Origin of the sequence: Burkholderia sp. AU38729, from assembly GCF_020419725.1 — a bacterium.
Taxonomy (GTDB): Bacteria; Pseudomonadota; Gammaproteobacteria; order Burkholderiales; family Burkholderiaceae; genus Burkholderia.
In genome coordinates, this window is the sequence record NZ_JAIZQO010000017.1 from 38027 (window position 1) to 55687 (window position 17661).

The 17661-nt window shown below is 67.3% G+C and carries 17 protein-coding genes; 15 read left to right on the forward strand and 2 right to left on the reverse strand.

Translation table 11 applies throughout. The features are described from left to right. Positions 1–36: 36 nt before the first annotated feature. Positions 37–1221 (forward strand): sugar transporter, encoded by a 1185-nt coding sequence (locus LGM56_RS33450; RefSeq protein WP_226207894.1) that lies wholly within the window; start codon positions 37–39, stop codon positions 1219–1221. A 60-nt stretch (positions 1222–1281) separates the two neighbouring features. Here the strand turns inward: LGM56_RS33450 and LGM56_RS33455 are convergent, their stop codons facing one another. After that, positions 1282–2058, reverse strand: coding sequence for an SDR family NAD(P)-dependent oxidoreductase (locus LGM56_RS33455; RefSeq protein ID WP_226207895.1), 777 nt, complete (start codon positions 2056–2058; stop codon positions 1282–1284). 184 nt (positions 2059–2242) lie between these two features. On the opposite strand from LGM56_RS33455, the gene LGM56_RS33460 reads away from it, so the two are divergent. The 14 genes from LGM56_RS33460 to LGM56_RS33525 all read left to right on the forward strand — a co-directional run bounded on the left by LGM56_RS33460 (position 2243) and on the right by LGM56_RS33525 (position 16352). Beyond that, on the forward strand, positions 2243–3145 hold the full coding sequence (locus LGM56_RS33460; protein WP_226207896.1) for a LysR family transcriptional regulator: 903 nt from the start codon (positions 2243–2245) through the stop codon (positions 3143–3145). Positions 3146–3396: 251 nt separating this feature from the next. After that, entirely contained in the window at positions 3397–3834 is a 438-nt protein-coding gene (locus LGM56_RS33465; RefSeq protein ID WP_226207897.1) for a hypothetical protein, read from the forward strand. 286 nt (positions 3835–4120) lie between these two features. Further along, on the forward strand, positions 4121–4834 hold the full coding sequence (locus tag LGM56_RS33470) for a helix-turn-helix transcriptional regulator (RefSeq protein ID WP_226207898.1): 714 nt from the start codon (positions 4121–4123) through the stop codon (positions 4832–4834). Between the two features lie 105 nt (positions 4835–4939). Then, entirely contained in the window at positions 4940–6412 is a 1473-nt protein-coding gene (iaaH, locus tag LGM56_RS33475; RefSeq protein WP_226207899.1) for an indoleacetamide hydrolase, read from the forward strand. 564 nt (positions 6413–6976) lie between these two features. Next, a complete protein-coding gene (locus LGM56_RS33480; RefSeq protein WP_226207900.1) occupies positions 6977–8113 on the forward strand; it encodes a muconate/chloromuconate family cycloisomerase in 1137 nt (378 codons plus the stop codon). Positions 8114–8164: 51 nt separating this feature from the next. Next, positions 8165–9109 carry a catechol 1,2-dioxygenase gene (gene catA / locus LGM56_RS33485; RefSeq protein WP_226207901.1) on the forward strand — a complete coding sequence of 315 codons (945 nt, stop codon included), beginning with the start codon at positions 8165–8167 and terminating at the stop codon, positions 9107–9109. A 121-nt stretch (positions 9110–9230) separates the two neighbouring features. Continuing rightward, entirely contained in the window at positions 9231–10589 is a 1359-nt protein-coding gene (locus LGM56_RS33490) for a Rieske 2Fe-2S domain-containing protein (RefSeq protein WP_226207902.1), read from the forward strand. Beyond that, complete coding sequence (benB, locus tag LGM56_RS33495) at positions 10586–11074, forward strand: benzoate 1,2-dioxygenase small subunit (protein ID WP_089476094.1); 489 nt, start codon at positions 10586–10588, stop codon at positions 11072–11074. Before LGM56_RS33490 ends, benB begins: the two co-directional genes overlap by 4 nt. Positions 11075–11119: 45 nt before the next feature. Beyond that, positions 11120–12142 carry a benzoate 1,2-dioxygenase electron transfer component BenC gene (gene benC, locus LGM56_RS33500; protein WP_226207903.1) on the forward strand — a complete coding sequence of 341 codons (1023 nt, stop codon included), beginning with the start codon at positions 11120–11122 and terminating at the stop codon, positions 12140–12142. A 2-nt stretch (positions 12143–12144) separates the two neighbouring features. Further along, positions 12145–12915 (forward strand): benzoate diol dehydrogenase BenD, encoded by a 771-nt coding sequence (gene benD, locus LGM56_RS33505; protein WP_226207904.1) that lies wholly within the window; start codon positions 12145–12147, stop codon positions 12913–12915. 91 nt (positions 12916–13006) lie between these two features. After that, positions 13007–13405 (forward strand): RidA family protein, encoded by a 399-nt coding sequence (locus tag LGM56_RS33510; protein ID WP_089498638.1) that lies wholly within the window; start codon positions 13007–13009, stop codon positions 13403–13405. A 194-nt stretch (positions 13406–13599) separates the two neighbouring features. Next, positions 13600–14412 (forward strand): creatininase family protein, encoded by an 813-nt coding sequence (locus LGM56_RS33515; RefSeq protein WP_089463942.1) that lies wholly within the window; start codon positions 13600–13602, stop codon positions 14410–14412. 61 nt (positions 14413–14473) lie between these two features. Then, complete coding sequence (locus LGM56_RS33520) at positions 14474–15649, forward strand: YncE family protein (RefSeq protein WP_226207905.1); 1176 nt, start codon at positions 14474–14476, stop codon at positions 15647–15649. Positions 15650–15869: 220 nt separating this feature from the next. Next, positions 15870–16352 carry a DUF1641 domain-containing protein gene (locus LGM56_RS33525; protein WP_226207906.1) on the forward strand — a complete coding sequence of 161 codons (483 nt, stop codon included), beginning with the start codon at positions 15870–15872 and terminating at the stop codon, positions 16350–16352. A gap of 9 nt (positions 16353–16361) precedes the next feature. Here the strand turns inward: LGM56_RS33525 and LGM56_RS33530 are convergent, their stop codons facing one another. Then, on the reverse strand, positions 16362–17072 hold the full coding sequence (locus tag LGM56_RS33530; RefSeq protein WP_089498642.1) for a response regulator: 711 nt from the start codon (positions 17070–17072) through the stop codon (positions 16362–16364). Between the last annotated feature and the right edge of the window lie 589 nt (positions 17073–17661).

Genomic DNA, 17661 nt, shown 5'->3' on the forward strand with positions numbered 1-17661 from the left:
GCGCGCCCCCAAACCCTCGTCTCGCCGATTCCAGGTATGGCTACACCGGACGCCGTCAGTTCCAAGCACTCGTGGTGGGGTGTCCTGACCCTGGCACTCACCGCCTTCATCTTCAATACCACCGAATTCGTGCCCGTCGCGCTGCTCAGCGCGATCGGCGACAGCCTGCACATGCAGCCGACCGACGTCGGCCTGATGCTGACGATCTACGCGTGGGCCGTGGCCGTCGTGTCTTTGCCGCTGACGCTGGCCACGCGCCATGTCGAGCGCCGCAAGCTGCTCACGTGGGCGTTGCTGGGGTTCATCGCGAGCCACGTCGTGACCGGCGTCGCATGGAATTTCGCGGTGCTGATGGTCGGTCGGCTGGGCATTGCGTGCGCGCATGCGGTGTTCTGGTCGATTTCCGTGCCGCTGGCCGTGCGGCTCGCGCCGAGCGACCGGAAAAGCCGCGCGCTCAGCCTGCTGGCGATGGGCACGGCGATCGCGATGGTGGCCGGCATTCCGCTCGGGCGCGTGGTCGGCGAGACCTTCGGCTGGCGCGTCACGTTCCTGATCATCGCCGGTGCGGCGGCCGTCGCGCTGGTGCTGCTGCGTGCGACGTTGCCGGTATCGCCGAGCCAGGGCGCCGGGTCGCTCAGCAGCATCGGCGTGTTCCTGCGCAAGCCCGCGCTGGTGGCGCTGTACGCGATCACCGTGCTTGTCGTGTCCGCGCATTTCACGTCCTACACGTACATCGAGCCTTTCGTCCAGAGCGTGAACCACGCGAGCAGCAGCCGGATTACGTATGTGCTGATCCTGTTCGGCGTCGCCGGCATACCGGCCGCGATCTGCTTCAACCGCATCTATCCGCGCCGGCCGGACGACTTCCTGCTCGGGTCGATCGTCGCGCTGGCCGGATGCCTGCTGATCCTGTTCCCGTGCGCGCTGAACATCGTCACGCTGTCCGTGCATACGCTGGTCTGGGGCGGGGCGATCGTCTGCTTCGGGCTCGCGATGCAGGCATGGGTGCTGAAGCTGGCGCCGGAGGGAACCGACCTCGCGGTGTCGATCTTCTCCGGGCTGTACAACGTCGGCATCGGCGCGGGCGCGCTGATCGGCAACCATATCGCCAGCGACTTCGGGCTGCCGTGGATCGGCACGTTCGGCGGCGTGGTCGGCGCGGTGGCCGTCGGGATCGCGTGGCTGGCGCTGCGGCTGCACGCGAGGCAGGCGGCGGCCTAGCCGACGCCGGGGGGCGGCATGCGGTGCACGCCGCCACGGCCCGGCCTCGCGCGTTGCCCGTCATGCCACCGAATAACCGCCGTCGGCCACGAGCGCATGCCCCGACACGTAGGTAGAGTCGTCCGACGCGAGGAACGCGACGATCGTCGCCATCTCCTCGGCGGAGCCCCAGCGTCCTGCCGGCGTCGATGCGGCGAATGCCTGTTGCGCCTCGTCCGACGGCCAGATGCCGCGATGATGGAACGGCGTTTCGATCAGCCCCGGGCACAACGCGTTCACGCGCACGCCGCGTTTGAACCATTCGATCGAAGCGGTCTTCGTCATCCCGATCACCGCGTGCTTGCTCGCGATATAGACCGACGCATTCTCGAAGCCGATCAGCCCGCCCATCGACGCGTTGTTGATGATGCTGCCCGAGCCCTGCCGCAGCATGATTTCAGCAGCGTACTTCATCGAGTTGAATACACCGCGCACGTTCGGTTCGAACACCCTGTCGAACCGCTCGGCATCCTGCTCCAGCAGCGGTGCGAACACGCCTTCCGTGCCGGCATTGTTGAACGCGATGTCGAGGCGTCCGTAGGTCGATACCGTGAAATCGAACAGCTTGCGCAAATCGTCTTCGTTCGCGACATCCGCGACGAAGGCCTTGGCTTCGCCGCCGGCAGTCACGATTGCGTCGACCAGTCGATCGAGTTCGGCCTTGCGCCGCGCGGAGACGACGACCTTGGCGCCGCGCCGCGCGAGTTCGATGGCGGACGCGCGACCAATGCCGGAGCTGGCGCCCGTGACCACGGCGATGCGGCCGTCGAGTTGGGCCGGTTTCGTGCTTGCGTTCATGATGAGATTCTCCAGAGTGAGGGATGAAAGCGGCGCATGGGGCTGGGTTGAATCGGTTGCGATGCACGCTTGATGAGCATTGTGGTCGCTCGCCGGTCGTAAAAAAATGGAACAATGGCGCATTCAGAATTCCCGTTTCGGGAATGAAAGGCGCTGCCGCTTTCGCGTTCCGTGAGGATTCTCCATGCTCAACCGACTCGACATCCTGAAGATCTTTTCCGCGGCCGCCGCGGCGCCCACGTTCCGCGAGGCGGCGGCGCGCCTGGGCGTGTCGCCGCAGGTCGTGACGCGTGCGGTGCGCGAACTGGAGGAGATGCTCGGCGAAACGCTGTTTCACCGGACGACCCGGAGCCTGCGGATCACCGCGTTCGGGCAGGCGTTCGCCCGTGACGCGCAGACGGCGCTGGCTGCCGTCGACGGGCTGTTCGGACCCGCGACGGGTCAGGCCGACGCGCCGGTGGGCGTCGTGCGGATCACGGCGCCGTCGGGCATGGGGCGTCGTTACGTGCAACCGATCCTGAGCGATCTCATGCAGCGGTATCCGGGGCTCGTGCCCGACTTGCGGCTGTCGGACGTGCCGTCGCTGGTGGTCGACGAGCAGATCGACATCGGCGTGCGCGTCGGGGCGATCGGCGACAACCGCTTCGTCGCGCGGATGGTCGGGCCGTTGCCGATGTGGATCGTCGGCGCGCCGTCGCTGATCCGGCGGCTGGGCGAGCCCAAAAATCGCAAGGAACTCGAATCGATGCCGGTCACGTGCCTGATCGATCGCGCGAGCGGCCGCGCGTGGCCGTGGATGTTTCGGGGGGAGCACCAGTTCGTCCCGTCGTCGCCCGCGTATCTGACCGACGATACCGAGGTGGAGATCGAGGCCGTCTGTGCGGGGGTGGGGCTGGGGCAGTGCTCCGAGTACCTCGTCCGGCCGTACGTCGACAACGGGCGCCTCGTGCGGCTGCTGCCCGGCCTCGAGCCCGAGCCGTGGAAGCTGCACGTCTATCGGCCGAGGCGCGGGCCGATGCCCCGGCGCATCCGGGTCGTGTACGACGAACTGGTGGCGAAGCTCGCGGACGCGACGTGGCGGGGGTAGGCGATGCGGCCGGGCTGCGGGTCGCGTGGGCGTGTTGGCGCGAAGCGGTGTCGACCACCACTCGACGACGTCGGCGCACCTGCGAAACGGTAACGTGCGAGTAACGTGCATCGCGCGCGGCCATCCGGCCTGGCGCGGTCGCGCCATTCGCCATTCACCGCCGTGCACGCGGCAAGCCGACATATTGCGGCATCATCATGGATGCCGACGCACCGGCGCCCGGTGCCCGAAATTCGACTGGAGAACTGTGCATGCCGATACCCCGGATTGAAACCCGCGACGCGATGGGCGACCTCGATGTGGTCTATCTCAACCCGGATCACGTGCTGTGGATGTCGCAGCCGACCGCTGCGCAGCGGCGGCCGGGCGGCACGGCCATTCGCGTCGACGACCGCGTGAAGGGCGGTTCGTTGCTGATGGCCGACAATCCGCCGGCCGCTCAACTGCTGCAGGATCTCGGGCCGTTCGTGACGGTGACGCTCGCGAACCCGTCGTCCGACTATCCGGACGGTCTCGTCCATGTGCGTGCGCAGGCGATCGTCAAGATCGCGACGGACGACCACGACAAGCCGCTCGCCGAGCGCACGCTCGGCTGGGTCCACGTCAAAGACGGCTCCGCGTTCAAGATCAGGGATTACGCCGGCGTGGCCGCGCAATGGCAGGCGTCGGTGGCGGCTGCCGACCGCTGAGCGGGGCTTCACGTTGGCGCCTTGACGCAGCGGCTCCGTCGTTGTTCCCTCGGGAAAACGGCCGTTTTGCCTCGTGCGCCCTGGCGAACCGCTCAGGTGTCGGAGTGCCGCGCGAACCATGAGCCTGCTCGGCGCCGCAGTCGATACGCGATACGCAGTACGTCAATCTGCCGGGTAACATGGCGCATCGCGACGCACCCACGCCCGTTCGGGCCTCCGCCGCGACACCCCCGTCGAAGCGCTCGATGCAGGTGTTCTCCACCGGCTTGCCGAGGAACCGTCCGTCATGAACCTTTCCGCGTCCGATATCACACCGGAGGAACTCCGGCTGTTCGGCGACCTCGTCGCCCGCCTGGAAGAACTGGGGCCGGTCGTCGACGTGCGGACGTTCGTGCTGCCCGCGATCACGCAACTGCTCCGCGCCGATTTCGCCGCATCGTTCGATTGCGACGAACACACCGGCCTGTGGCGCAACGGCTTCTCGTACAACGTCGATCCGTTGCAGATCGCCCGGTACGAAGCGTGGTTCCAGCATATCGATCCGGTCACGCCGCCACTGCGCGCGCGCCGCGTGGCGACCTGCGTCGACGAGGTGGTGAGCCGGCGCGAGCTGGAACAGACCGAGTTCTACACCGATTTCCTGTGCCGCGACGGCATGCACCACGGCATCAACGTCTATGCGTTCGACGGCGCGACCCATGTGGGCGACCTGCGCATCTGGCGGGCGCAAGGGCGGCCCGATTTCACCGAACGCGACAAGCTGCTGCTGAACGGCATCGAGCCGTTTTTCCGGCGCGCGCTGCTGCGGCGGCGCCATGCGTGCACGGGGCTGACCGGGCGCGAGAGCGACGTCGCGCGGCTGGTTGCCGCCGGTTATACCGACAAGGACGTCGCGCGCACGCTCGGCATCGGGGTGCCGACGGTGCGCACGCATCTGCGGCGCGTGATGGCAAAGAAGGGCGTCGCCAACCGCGCGAGCCTGGCGGCCGCGCTGGCGTAACGGCGGGTTGCACGGCCGACGGCCGGGGTCATCCATTGTGATGATGGGCGTCAAAATCGGCGCGCCCTACCTTGTGACGATCCCCCGTGACGAGGAACGACGACGATGCCCACCCTGGGAACCCTGACGCTCACCGAAGCCCGGAACGCGATCCTGCGCCGGGAATTTTCCTGCGTCGAATACGCGTATGCAACGATCGAGCGGCACGCCCGCTGGCGCTACCTGAACGGCTTTACGTGCGTCGACGATGCGCGGCTGCTCGCCGAAGCGGCCCGCTGCGACCGCGACCTCGCGACGTCGGCCACCCCGCACGCGCTGCTGGGCCTGCCGATCGCGATCAAGGACAACATCGACACCGCGTGCCGGCCGACCGGCAACGGCACGCTGGCGCTGCACAACCGCGTGCCGCCGCAGCATGCACCGGTCGTCGCGCGGCTGCTCGCGCAAGGGGCGCTGATCGCGGGCAAGGCCAACCTGCACGAGCTGGCGTTCGGCGTGTCGGGCAACAACCGCGTGACCGGCGCGGTACGCAACCCCTATGACTTCAACCGGATTCCGGGCGGCAGCAGCAGCGGCTCAGGCGCGCTGGTCGGCGCGGGCGTGGTGCCCGCCGCGCTCGGGACGGACACCGGCGGCTCGGTGCGGATTCCGGCGGCGCTGTGCGGTGCCGTCGGCCTTCGCCCGACGGTGGGGCGCTACCCGTCGGGCGGCGTGGCGCCGATTTCGCGCACGCGCGACACCGTCGGCCCGATCGCGCGGTCGGTCGAGGACATCGCGCTGCTCGACGCGATTCTGTCCGGCACCGGCGCACCCACGTCGCTGCCGATCCGCAGTGCGACGCGCCCCCTGCGCCTGGCGGTCCCGCGCACGACGTTCTGGCGCGGCCTCGCGCCGGACGTCGAACGGGTAGCGAATGGTGCGGTGGCGAAACTAGCGCAGGCGGGCTTCGAATGCGTCGATATCGACCTGAACGACTATCCGGGGTTCTTCGACGACGAGCCGGCCGTCATTGCCCTGTACGAATTCCGGTCGTCGATGCACGCGTATCTGGTCGAGAACGGCTACGACCTGTCGGTCGACGACATCGTCGCGAACGTGGGGAGCCCGGACGTCGCGAAGATCGCCCGCCATATCACCGGCCCCGACGGGATCGGCGAAGCGGCGTACCGTACCGCGCTCGACCGGCGCACGCGGTCGCGTGCCGCGTATCGGCAGTGCCTCGCCGACAGCGGCGCTGACGCGCTGGTGTTTCCGACCACGATCGCCACCGCGTGCCCGATCCCGGCGGGCGACGCGATGATGCTCAACGGCGAGCCCGCGTCGGTGTTCGCGACTTACATCCGGAATACCGAGCCGGGCAGCAATGCCGGCGTACCGGGCATGACCGTCCCGGCAGGGCTGACGGCGGCCGGGCTGCCGGTCGGCCTCGCACTGGATGGGGCGGCCGGCACCGATCGCGAACTCATCGCGGTCGCGCTGGAGGTCGAGCGGGTGCTCGGGCGGTTGCCGGCGCCGAATGATGGATTCGGGGTGGAGGGCAGGTTGGGTGGGTACGCGGGTGTCGATGGGGAGTCGTGATGCGGTGCCGCCGCGCCCCGGGGGCGGTGCGGCAGTTGAATTGCCGGATCCGGTGAGGCTCGCGACGAAGCCAGCGAGCATTCGCGTGAGGCGGACTGCCCTGACGCCGAGCCCTTCGCACGCCCGACCCGATGCGCAAGCACCGCTGACGTGAATCCCGCCGGCGCCGCAGCGTCTTGAACCGGCGACCGCTCGAACCAACGCACGCGAAGCCGGCCGCCAACCGCGCATATCGAGAAACCTGCCCACGAGCCTCGGGCGAGGCATCAGGAAAACCCTGACAGCGGCCCGCCGAGGCCGCTTTTTTGCGTCGCCGCGCGCGTGGCGGCCGATGCCTTTCCCGTCCCCGGCCGTCCACATCCCGGGTGGCCGCTCCCCTCGACCCAGCGCGGCTTCCCGGCCATCTTGCCCGTCATTGCGGGTATGGTGACAGGCTAAATCACCCGAATATCCCCGCATTTCAATACCCGCCAGGTATTGAAATGACCGCCTAAAAGTATTGGACGCTCGATCCGGACGAGACGTATAAATCGCCTCAAGAACTTCACCCCCACGGCGTGCCCCATGTCCTCCGTCACCATCGAACGCATCGAAACCCGCCTCGTCGACCTGCCGACGATCCGCCCGCACAAGCTGTCGGTGGCCACGATGCATGGCCAGACGCTGATGCTCGTCAAGGTGTGCTGCAGCGACGGCGTGACGGGCCTCGGCGAAGGCACGACGATCGCCGGCATGGCCTACGGCCCGGAAAGCCCCGAAGCGATGAAGCTGGCGATCGACACGTATCTCGCCCCGGCGATCATCGGCAAGGACGCGACGCGCATCCAGACGCTGATGGCGTTCCTCGGCAAGCTCGCGAAGGTCAACCACTTCGCGAAGAGCGCGCTCGAAACCGCGCTGCTCGACGCGCATGGCAAGCGGCTCGGCGTGCCGGTGAGCGAGCTGCTCGGCGGCCGCCGCCGCGATCGCCTGCCGGTCGCCTGGACGCTCGCATCGGGCGACACGGCCATCGACATCGCCGAAGCCGAGCGGATGCTCGACCTGCGCCGCCACAACGTGTTCAAGCTGAAGATCGGCGCGAAGTCGCCGGAGACGGATATCCGCCACGTGGCCGAGATCAAGCGGGCCGTCGGCGATCGCGCGTCGGTGCGTGTCGACGTGAACATGGCGTGGAGCGAAACGCAGGCCGCGCGTGCGATTCCGGCGCTGGCCGATGCCGGTTGCGAACTGGTCGAGCAGCCGGTGGCCTCGGCCGCGGCGCTGACGCGCCTGATGCGCCGCTTCCCGGTCGCACTGATGGCCGATGAAATCCTGCAAGGCCCCGACAGCGCCTTCGAGATCGCGAAGCACCACGGTGCCGACGTGTTCGCGATCAAGATCGAGCAAAGCGGCGGCCTGTTCGCCGCGCAGCGCGTCGCCGCGATCGCGGACGCGGCCGGCATCGAGCTGTATGGCGGCACGATGCTCGAAGGCGCGTTCAGCACGGTGGCGTCCGCGCACCTGTTCGCGAGTGTCGCGAACCTGCAGTGGGGCACCGAACTGTTCGGGCCGCTGCTGATCACCGAAGAGATCCTGACGCAGCCGCTCGATTACAGCGAATTCGAACTGACCGTGCCGGACGGCCCTGGCCTCGGCATCGAACTCGACGAGGACAAGGTCAGGCGTTTCACCCGCGACGGGCTGACGAAAGTCGCGCGATAACCCGAGCCAGGCAACGGCCGTCATTCCCCCAATACACGTGGAGACACCATCATGAGCGTCAAAGTTTTCGAGTCCCGGGAAGTGCAGGATCTGCTGAAGGCCGCGTCGAACGCGGGCGCGAACGGCACGAACGGCGGCAACGCGCGCACGCAGCAGGTCGTGCTGCGGCTGCTCGGCGACCTGTTCAAGGCGATCGACGATCTCGACATCACGCCCGACGAGGTGTGGGCCGGCGTCAACTACCTGAACAAGCTCGGCCAGGACGGCGAAGCGGCGCTGCTCGCGGCCGGCCTCGGCCTCGAGAAGTATCTCGACATCAGGATGGATGCCGCGGACCAGGCGGCCGGCCTCGACGGCGGCACGCCGCGCACGATCGAAGGGCCGCTGTATGTGGCCGGCGCACCGGTGCGCGACGGCGTGTCGAAGATCGACCTCGACGAAGACGACGGCGCGGGCCCGCTCGTGATCCACGGCACGGTCACCGGCCTCAACGGCAAGCCGGTCGCGGGCGCGCTGGTCGAATGCTGGCACGCGAACTCGCACGGCTTCTATTCGCACTTCGACCCGACCGGCAAGCAGAGCGAGTTCAACCTGCGCGGCGCGGTAAGAACGGGCGCCGACGGCAAGTACGAATTCCGCACGCTGATGCCGGTCGGCTACGGCTGCCCGCCGCAGGGCGCGACGCAGCAGTTGCTGAACAGCCTCGGCCGCCACGGCAACCGCCCGGCGCACGTGCACTTCTTCGTCGACAGCCCCGACCACCGCAAGCTGACGACGCAGTTCAACATCGACGGCGATCCGCTGATCTGGGATGACTTCGCGTATGCGACGCGCGAGGCGCTGATCCCGCCCGTGGTCGCGAAGACCGGCGGCACGGCGCTCGGCATGAAGGCCGATGCGTACCAGGACATCGAGTTCAACTTCGTCCTGACGCCACGGGTGCAGGGCAAGGACAACCAGATCGTCCACCGGCCGCGCGCAGCCGCGACGGCGTAACCGCCCACCGCCCGCCGGCGCGGCGCCGATGCGCCGCCGCCGGCCGGGTTCCCGCGAGATTCAACCGATTACCGATGCGAGCGTGCTTGCAGGACGCGGCACGCGCATGGGAGGAGCCAACATGTCCGCCACGATCGACCAAGCCACCGACCTGGATCACCTGCTCGCCACTGCCGTGCAGGACGACAAGGAAGCCGGCGTATTCCGCTGCCGCCGCGACATCTTCACGAACGCCGAGCTGTACGAGCTCGAGATGAAGCACATCTTCGAAGGCAACTGGGTGTACCTGGCGCACGAAAGCCAGATCCCGGCCAACAACGACTACTACACGACGTGGATCGGCCGCCAGCCGATCGTGATCACGCGCGACAAGACCGGCGAGCTGCACGCGGTGATCAACGCCTGCGCCCACAAGGGCGCGATGCTGTGCCGCCGCAAGCACGGCAACAAGGGCAGCTTCACGTGCCCGTTCCACGGCTGGACCTTCTCGAACACCGGCAAGCTGCTGAAGGTGAAGGACGAGAAGACGACCGAGTATCCGGTGCAGTTCAACACGAACGGCTCGCACGACCTGAAGAAGGTCGCGCGCTTCGCGAACTATCGCGGCTTCCTGTTCGGCAGCCTCAGCGCCGACGTGCTGCCGCTCGAGGACTACCTCGGCGAAGCGCGCGTGATCATCGACCAGATCGTCGATCAGGCGCCGAACGGGCTCGAGGTGCTGCGCGGCAACTCGTCCTACATCTACGAAGGCAACTGGAAGATGCAGATGGAGAACGGCTGCGACGGCTACCACGTCAGCACCGTGCACTGGAACTACGCGGCGACGATGGGCCGCCGCAAGGAAGACGGCACCAAGGCCGTCGATGCGAACAGCTGGAGCAAGTCGGTCGCGGGCGTGTACGGCTTCGACAACGGCCACATCCTGCTGTGGACGCAGACGATGAACCCGGAAGTGCGGCCGGTGTACCAGCACCGTGACGAGATCAAGGCGCGCGTCGGCGACGTGCAGGCCGACTTCATCGTCAACCAGACCCGCAACCTGTGCGTGTACCCGAACGTGTTCCTGATGGACCAGTTCAGCACGCAGATCCGCGTGGTGCGGCCGCTCGGCGTCGACAAGACCGAGGTCACGATCTTCTGCTTCGCGCCGAAGGGCGAGAGCGAGACCGATCGCACGGTGCGGATCCGCCAGTACGAGGATTTCTTCAACGTCACGGGCATGGGCACCGCCGACGATCTCGAGGAATTTCGCGCATGCCAGGCCGGTTACGCGGGTATCACGGCGATGTGGAACGACCTGTCGCGCGGTGCGCCGTTGTGGATCGACGGCCCCGACGAGAACGCGAGGAAGATGGGGCTGAACCCGCGCATTTCCGGCGAGCGCAGCGAGGACGAAGGGCTGTTCGTGTGCCAGCACGAACACTGGGTGCACGTGATGCGCGATGCGCTGAAGAAGGAACGCGGGGAGGTGGCAGCATGAGCTTCGATTACCGGACCATTTGCGCGGCGCTGTATCGCGAAGCGCGCCTGCTCGACGATCGCCAGTGGGACGCGTGGCTGACCTGTTACACGGAGGACGTCACGTACTGGATGCCCGCATGGGACGACGACGATCGGCCGACCGACGATCACCAGAGCCAGATCTCGCTGATGTACTACCCGGACCGCGGCGGCCTCGAGGATCGCGTGTTCCGGATCAAGACCGAGCGCAGCGGCGCATCGACGCCCGAGCCGCGCACCAGCCACAACGTGACGAACGTCGAGGTGCTGGCTGAACGCGACGGCGAGGTGGACGTGCGTTACAACTTTCACACGCTGAACCACCGCTACCGCGTGACCGATCACTTCTTCGGCACGATGTTCGTCACGTTGCGCCAGGTGGGCGACGAACTGCTGATCGCGTACAAGAAGATCGTGCTGAAGAACGACTACATCCGGCAGGTGCTCGACGTCTATCACGTCTGACGCCCGTTGTTTCGTCATCAAAGACAAGGAAGTGGAGGCGACGCCATGTCCAGCTACAAGATTGCACTGAACTTCGAGGACGGGGTAACCCGTTTCATCGACTGCAAGGCCGGCGAGAAGGTGCTCGACGCAGCCTTCCGCGCGAAGATCAACCTGCCGATGGATTGCTCCGACGGCGTGTGCGGCACCTGCAAGTGCCGCGCCGAAAGCGGCCGCTACGACCTCGGCGACGATTACATCGACGCCGCGCTCACCGAGGACGAAAAGGACGGCGGCCTCGTGCTGACGTGCCAGATGGTGCCGCAGAGCGATTGCGTGATCGCGGTGCCGACGTCGTCGGTCGCGTGCAAGACGGGCCAGAGCGGGTTCGCCGCCACGGTGACGAAGGTCGAGCAGCACAACGACGCGGCCGTCGTGCTCGAACTGGACGTCGGCGCGGCCGCGCCGGTGTTCCTGCCGGGCCAGTACGTGAACATCGACGTGCCCGCGAGCGGGCAGCACCGGTCCTACTCGTTCTCGTCGGCGCCGGCCGATGCGAAGGTCAGCTTCCTGATCAAGAAGATCCCCGGCGGCGTGATGAGCACGTGGCTCGAATCGGCGCAGCCCGGCGACACGCTGGAACTGCACGGGCCGCTCGGCAGCTTCTACCTGCGCGACGTGCAGCGGCCGCTGCTGTTCCTCGCGGGCGGCACGGGGCTCGCACCGTTCCTGTCGATGCTCGAGGTGCTCGCACGCACCGGGTCGCGGCAGAAGGTGCACCTGATCTACGGCGTGACGCGCGATCTCGACCTCGTGCTGGTCGACGCGATCGAAGCCTACGCGGCGAAACTGCCGAACTTCAGCTTCGCGACGGTCGTCGCGGATGCGGCGTCGAGCCATCCGCGCAAGGGCTGGGTCACGCAGCACATCCCGGCCGATGCGCTGAACGACGGCGACGTCGACGTGTATCTGTGCGGGCCGCCGCCGATGGTCGACGCGGTGCGCCAGTATTTCGACGACGAAGGCGTGAAGCCGAACAGCTTCCACTACGAGAAGTTCACCCCCAACGTCACGGCAAAGGCGGCGTGATCATGCAACGATTCTCTGGCAAGGTCATCGTCGTCACGGGCGCCGCGCAGGGCATCGGCCGCGGCGTCGCGCTGCGCGCGGCGGCCGAAGGCGGCAGGGTGCTGTTCGTCGATCGCGCGGATTTCGTCGCCGACGTCGCGGCCGAAGCTGCCGGTGGCGAGACGGCCGGCTTCGTCGCCGATCTCGAAACCTACGACGGTGCGCAGGCGGCGATCGCGTACGCCGCGCAGACGTTCGGCGGCATCGACATCCTGATCAACGGCGTCGGCGGCGCGATTCGCATGCGCCCGTTCGCCGAATTCGAGCCCGCGCAGATCGATGCGGAAATCCGTCGTTCGCTGATGCCGACGCTCTATACGTGCCACGCGGTGCTGCCGCATCTGCTCGCGCGCGGCGGCGGCACGATCGTCAACATCTCGTCGAACGCGACGCGCGGCATCCGCCGCGTGCCGTACTCGGCAGCGAAAGGCGGCGTCAATGCCCTGACGGCGGCGCTCGCGATGGAATACGCCGAGCACGACATCCGGGTCGTGGCCACCGCACCGGGCGGCACCAGCGCGCCGCCGCGACGCGTGCCGCGCAACGCGGCCGGCGACAGCGAGCAGGAACAGGCATGGATGGGCGAGGCCGTACGCCAGGTCACCGAGTCGACGTTCTTCAAGCGCTACGGCAGCCTCGACGAACAGATCGCGCCGATCCTGTTCCTCGCGTCCGACGAGGCGAGCTACATCACCGGCACGGTGCTGCCGGTCGCGGGCGGCGATACGGGTTGAGCGATGTGTCGTGGCGCCACCTGCACGTGTTCAACCTGTGTTCATCGACAACCCATCGGCCGGTGCGAAGACGCCGGCCACGGAGACTCTCATGCGTGATCGCAAAGCCATCGTTCCGGCGGGCATGGAAGCGGTGTACGAGAAAATCGGCTATGCGCCGGGCCTGATGGTCGGCGATACGCTGTACGTATCCGGCCAGATCGGCCGCGATGCGGCGATGCAGCTCGTCGAAGGCCGTGAAGCGCAGATCGTGCAGGCGTTCGAGAATCTGAAGCTTGTGCTGGAAGCGGCAGGCGCATCGTTCAACGATGTGGTCGACCTGACGACCTTCCATACCGACATGCGCGACCTGCCGTTGTTCATGCAGGTGCGCGACCGCTACCTCGCGGCGCACCCGAAGCCGGCGTGGACGGCGGTCGGTGCGCACATGCTGGGCGGCGCGCCGGGCTATATCGTCGAGATCAAGGCGGTGGCCGTGTTGCCGGCGTGATGGGCGCAGATGAGGAGAGGGCGCGTGCTGACCGGGAGTGACAGGCGTCACGACGCAAGACGGCATCCTGACGAAATCCTTTCTCTCGACCTGCGGCGTGAAGCGTCATGCGTCGGTCAGCGACAAGTCGCGCGAGTTCGTTTATGGTGCGAGAGAACGCCGCGTCGTTTCTTTCCTTACGCCGGGAATCCGCGATGAAATGCCTGCCACGCGCCATCCTCGCCGCCCTCGCTGTCACCGTCGCGCAAGCCGTGCTCGCCCAGGCGCCGGGCACGGTGCAACTCGAAGACATGACCTGGACCGAACTGCGCGACAGCATCCGGGCCGGCAAGACCACGATCCTGATTCCGATCGGCGGGACCGAGCAAAGCGGCCCGTACGTCGCGCTCGGCAAGCACAACGCGCGGGTCAGGGTGCTGTCCGGGCGGATCGCGGAAGGCCTCGGCAACGCGATCGTCGCGCCCGTCATCGCCTATGTGCCCGAGGGCGGCTATGCGCCGCCGACGTCGCACATGCGTTTCCCGGGCACGATCACCGTGCCCGACGACGTCTTCGAAAAGACCCTCGAATCCGCGGCCAACAGCTTCCGCGTCCATGGCTTCACGAACATCGTGTTTCTCGGCGACCACGGCGGCTACCAGAACGACATCAAGCAATCCGTCGCGCGGCTCAACAAGTCGTGGGCCGGCACGGGGGCGCGCGCGTTCGTGCCGGCCGCATACTACGGCACCAGTTCCGACGGCTATGACCAGATCCTGCGCGAGCACGGCGTGCCGGCCGCGGATATCGGCACGCATGCGGGGCTGGCCGATACGGCGCTGCTGCTGGCGGTCGAGCCGCGCATGGTCAGGGTCGACAAGCTGCGCAACGCCGCGAAGCCCGGTGCCGTCGACGGCGTCTACGGCGGCGATCCGCGTCACGCGAGTGTCGAACTCGGCCGGCTGGGCACCGACGCCATCGTGTCGCGCACCGTCGACGCGATCAGAAAGGACATCGCCGGCCGCTGACGCAGCCGCGCCATCGCGCCACCTTGGTCGTCGTTCCCTTCAATCGAACCGGGACATCGTCATGCAACCGCGCTTTCGCCGTCATCTTCGCTTCCCCCGTCCCGCGGCCGTCATCGTGGCGGCGCTGGCCGTCGGTGCCCGCGGGGCGATCGCGGCGGCCGCCGTCGCGACCGTACCCGGCATGCCGCCCGTCGTCCATCCCGACAACCTGTACAGCGAGGCGCAGGCCGGCCGCATGAGCGCGGCGGTAGCGGGCGCGTTGCCGCGCATCTACGTGCCGAACCTGAGATCGAACGACGTCTACGTGATCGACCCGGCCACGTACCAGGTCGTCGACCGGTTCGCGGTCGGCCGTAGCCCACAGCACGTCGTGCCGGCCTGGGACCTGAAGACGCTGTGGGTCGCGAACAATGCGGAAGGGCGAACCGACGGCAGCCTGACGCCGATCGACCCGAAGACGGGCAAGCCCGGCCAGCCAGTGAACGTCGACGATCCGTACAACATGTATTTCACGCCCGACGGCCACGATGCGATCGTGGTGGCCGAGGCACATGCGCGGCTCGACTTCCGCGACCCGAAGACGATGGCGCTGAAATCGAGCCTCGATGTGCCGCAATGCAAGGGCATCAACCATGCCGACTTTTCGATCGACGGCCGGTACGCGCTCTTCACGTGCGAGTTCGGCGGCAAGCTGGCCAAGATCGATTTCGTGAACCGCCAGGTGGTCGGCTATCTCGAGCTCGACCGGAAAGGAATGCCGCAGGACATCCGCGTGTCGCCCGACGGCAAGGTGTTCTATGTCGCCGACATGATGGCCGACGGGGTGTACGTCATCGATGGCGACGCCTTCACGAAGATCGGCTTCATCCCGACCGGCGTCGGGACGCACGGCCTGTACCCGAGCCGCGACGGCACGAAGCTCTATATCGCGAATCGCGGCTCCAATCGCGTCCATGGGCCACGTCACGGCAAGGGCAGCGTATCGGTGCTCGATTTCGCGACCCGCCAGGTGGTTGCAACGTGGCCGATTCCCGGCGGCGGCAGCCCCGACATGGGCAACGTCAGCGCGGACGGCACCACGCTGTGGCTGTCGGGCCGTTTCGATGACGTCGTCTACGCGATCGACACCACGAGCGGCGCGGTCCGGTCGATTCCCGTCGGCATGGAGCCGCACGGCCTGACGGTGTGGCCGCAACCGGGCCGCTATTCGCTGGGCCATACGGGAAACATGCGGTAGGGCGGCGGCCGGTCAGCGCGTACCGGCCCGGCCGTTCGACACGCGGGCCGCATGGCTCGCCGATGAAAACCGCGCACGCAACCGCCGCGGCGCAAGCGGCGCGCGGTTCGCGCACCTGCCCGGCCTGCCGCCGGGCGGGCGGCGTCAGACGAACGACACGCAACCGGCGCGCGTGGCCGCCGTCGCGGCGGCCACGTGGCGTCCCAACCGGAGAAAGCCGATGACCGAACGTCAGTCCCCCGACACGACGCCTCCGCACCCGGAGCCCAGCGCGCACGATGCGCTCGAACATTTGCTCGGCAGCCTGCACCGGCATGGATTCCTGCATTTGGCGACCGAGGTCGTCAGCGCGAACGCGCGGCTGGCCGACACGTTCGTCGATGCGCTCGACAAGCCGGGCATGCAGAGCGGCATGCAGAATCTCGCGGTGCTGTTGATGGCGCTGTCGCGCATTCCGCCCGAACAGTTCGGCAAGGCCGTGTTCGCGGCCGCCGACGCGCTGCATCACGTCGGCGCGTGGCAGCCGGCGCAGCACGAGCATGTCGCACCCGGCGTGCGCGGCGCGTACCGGCTGCTGCACGACGAAGCGCTGTGGGACGCGCTGACGCCGTTGCTCGAAGGGTTGAAGGTGTTCGCGCAAGGGCTGGCGCGCGCCCCGGAGACGCCCGTCACCGCGCCCGGCGAGAAGACGACGGGCACCTGACGCAGCGCGTCAGTCCCACGCGTGCTTGCTGAACTGATAGCCCTTGCCGCGAATCGTCTTGATTCGCTTCGGTTCCGTCAGGTCGTCACGCAGCTTGCGGCGCAGCTTCGAAATGCGGCCGTCGATCGAGCGGTCGAAGCCGTCGAACTCGATGCCGCGCAGCAGCAGCGTCAGGTCTTTTCGGCTGACCACCTCGCCGGCGCGGCAGACGAGCGCCCACAGCAGGTCGAACTCGGTCGACGTCAGGCGGGGTGCGCTGCCGTCGGGAAGACGAACCTTGCGATCGGCCCGGTCGATCGAAAACTTGCCGAACTCGAAACGATGAGGCGATGCGGGCTCGACATCGTCCGGGCGCATACGCACCCGTCGCAGATGAGCCTTGATCCGCGCGAGCAGGATGCGCGGCTCGACCGGCTTGTGGAGAAAGTCGTCCGCGCCGAATTCCAGGCCGAGCAACTCGTCGAACAGCTCGTCGCGGGCCGTCATCATGATGACGATGCCGTCGTACCGCATGCGTGCCTCGCGACAAATCTCGAAGCCGTCCTTGCCCGGCAGGTTGATGTCGAGCAGCACCAGGTCGGGGTGACGCGCGACGATCGTGGCGACGGCGTCGGTGCCGTCGAACAGGCGGTCCACCTCGTACTGATGCGTGCGCAGATAGTCTGCGATCAGTGCGGACAAGTGGACGTCGTCTTCGACGAGCAGGATTCGGATGGGCATCGCTAAACGAGGGGATGAAACGGGAAAGTGGCGAGCGCTCAAGCCCAGTCCGACCATGGGGTGACTGAAGAGACGCGCATGATACGTCCAAACATTTCGCTGGAATGTAGCGAAATCTGCATCGCTCGACCGCCCCGTCCGCACGCGAATCACCCGGCCCATGCAGCCGGGCAAATGGGCGAAAGTGTGGAATCGTGTCGTCGCGGAACGGGGCGATGGTTGGGCGATAAGCTCAGGCGCGGGATCCGCTTCATGACCGCCGAGGACCGCTGGCGCGAAGTCGTTCGAACGAAAACGTTTGCGGAAAAATGGCGCGTGAAAAGCACACTCGCCCGGCCCGCAAGCCGGTAAAGATTGCTCGACATATCATTACAAAATATTACGAAACGGGCAACGAACAGGTCCTTACAATCGTGGCGACTCGATGGCGAGCATGCTGCACACCGGCTTACCGGCTGGCCACCAAAGGGAATGCCAACGCGGTGGCGGTGACCGACAGCGTGCCATTGCTCGCCCGGTGCGTCCGTTGGGCGCGGCACTGCCGGTGCCCGACGCGCGCGAATCAATGTCGACGTCTTCCCGCCTTCCA

Excerpts from the sequence above, each read along its gene's own strand:
- LGM56_RS33450 (WP_226207894.1), top strand. The coding sequence starts at position 37 with ATGGCTACACCGGACGCCGTCAGTTCCAAGCACTCGTGGTGGGGTGTC.
- LGM56_RS33455 (WP_226207895.1), bottom strand. The coding sequence starts at position 2,058 with ATGAACGCAAGCACGAAACCGGCCCAACTCGACGGCCGCATCGCCGTG.
- LGM56_RS33460 (WP_226207896.1), top strand. The coding sequence starts at position 2,243 with ATGCTCAACCGACTCGACATCCTGAAGATCTTTTCCGCGGCCGCCGCG.
- LGM56_RS33465 (WP_226207897.1), top strand. The coding sequence starts at position 3,397 with ATGCCGATACCCCGGATTGAAACCCGCGACGCGATGGGCGACCTCGAT.
- LGM56_RS33470 (WP_226207898.1), top strand. The coding sequence starts at position 4,121 with ATGAACCTTTCCGCGTCCGATATCACACCGGAGGAACTCCGGCTGTTC.
- iaaH (WP_226207899.1), top strand. The coding sequence starts at position 4,940 with ATGCCCACCCTGGGAACCCTGACGCTCACCGAAGCCCGGAACGCGATC.
- LGM56_RS33480 (WP_226207900.1), top strand. The coding sequence starts at position 6,977 with ATGTCCTCCGTCACCATCGAACGCATCGAAACCCGCCTCGTCGACCTG.
- catA (WP_226207901.1), top strand. The coding sequence starts at position 8,165 with ATGAGCGTCAAAGTTTTCGAGTCCCGGGAAGTGCAGGATCTGCTGAAG.
- LGM56_RS33490 (WP_226207902.1), top strand. The coding sequence starts at position 9,231 with ATGTCCGCCACGATCGACCAAGCCACCGACCTGGATCACCTGCTCGCC.
- benB (WP_089476094.1), top strand. The coding sequence starts at position 10,586 with ATGAGCTTCGATTACCGGACCATTTGCGCGGCGCTGTATCGCGAAGCG.
- benC (WP_226207903.1), top strand. The coding sequence starts at position 11,120 with ATGTCCAGCTACAAGATTGCACTGAACTTCGAGGACGGGGTAACCCGT.
- benD (WP_226207904.1), top strand. The coding sequence starts at position 12,145 with ATGCAACGATTCTCTGGCAAGGTCATCGTCGTCACGGGCGCCGCGCAG.
- LGM56_RS33510 (WP_089498638.1), top strand. The coding sequence starts at position 13,007 with ATGCGTGATCGCAAAGCCATCGTTCCGGCGGGCATGGAAGCGGTGTAC.
- LGM56_RS33515 (WP_089463942.1), top strand. The coding sequence starts at position 13,600 with ATGAAATGCCTGCCACGCGCCATCCTCGCCGCCCTCGCTGTCACCGTC.
- LGM56_RS33520 (WP_226207905.1), top strand. The coding sequence starts at position 14,474 with ATGCAACCGCGCTTTCGCCGTCATCTTCGCTTCCCCCGTCCCGCGGCC.
- LGM56_RS33525 (WP_226207906.1), top strand. The coding sequence starts at position 15,870 with ATGACCGAACGTCAGTCCCCCGACACGACGCCTCCGCACCCGGAGCCC.
- LGM56_RS33530 (WP_089498642.1), bottom strand. The coding sequence starts at position 17,072 with ATGCCCATCCGAATCCTGCTCGTCGAAGACGACGTCCACTTGTCCGCA.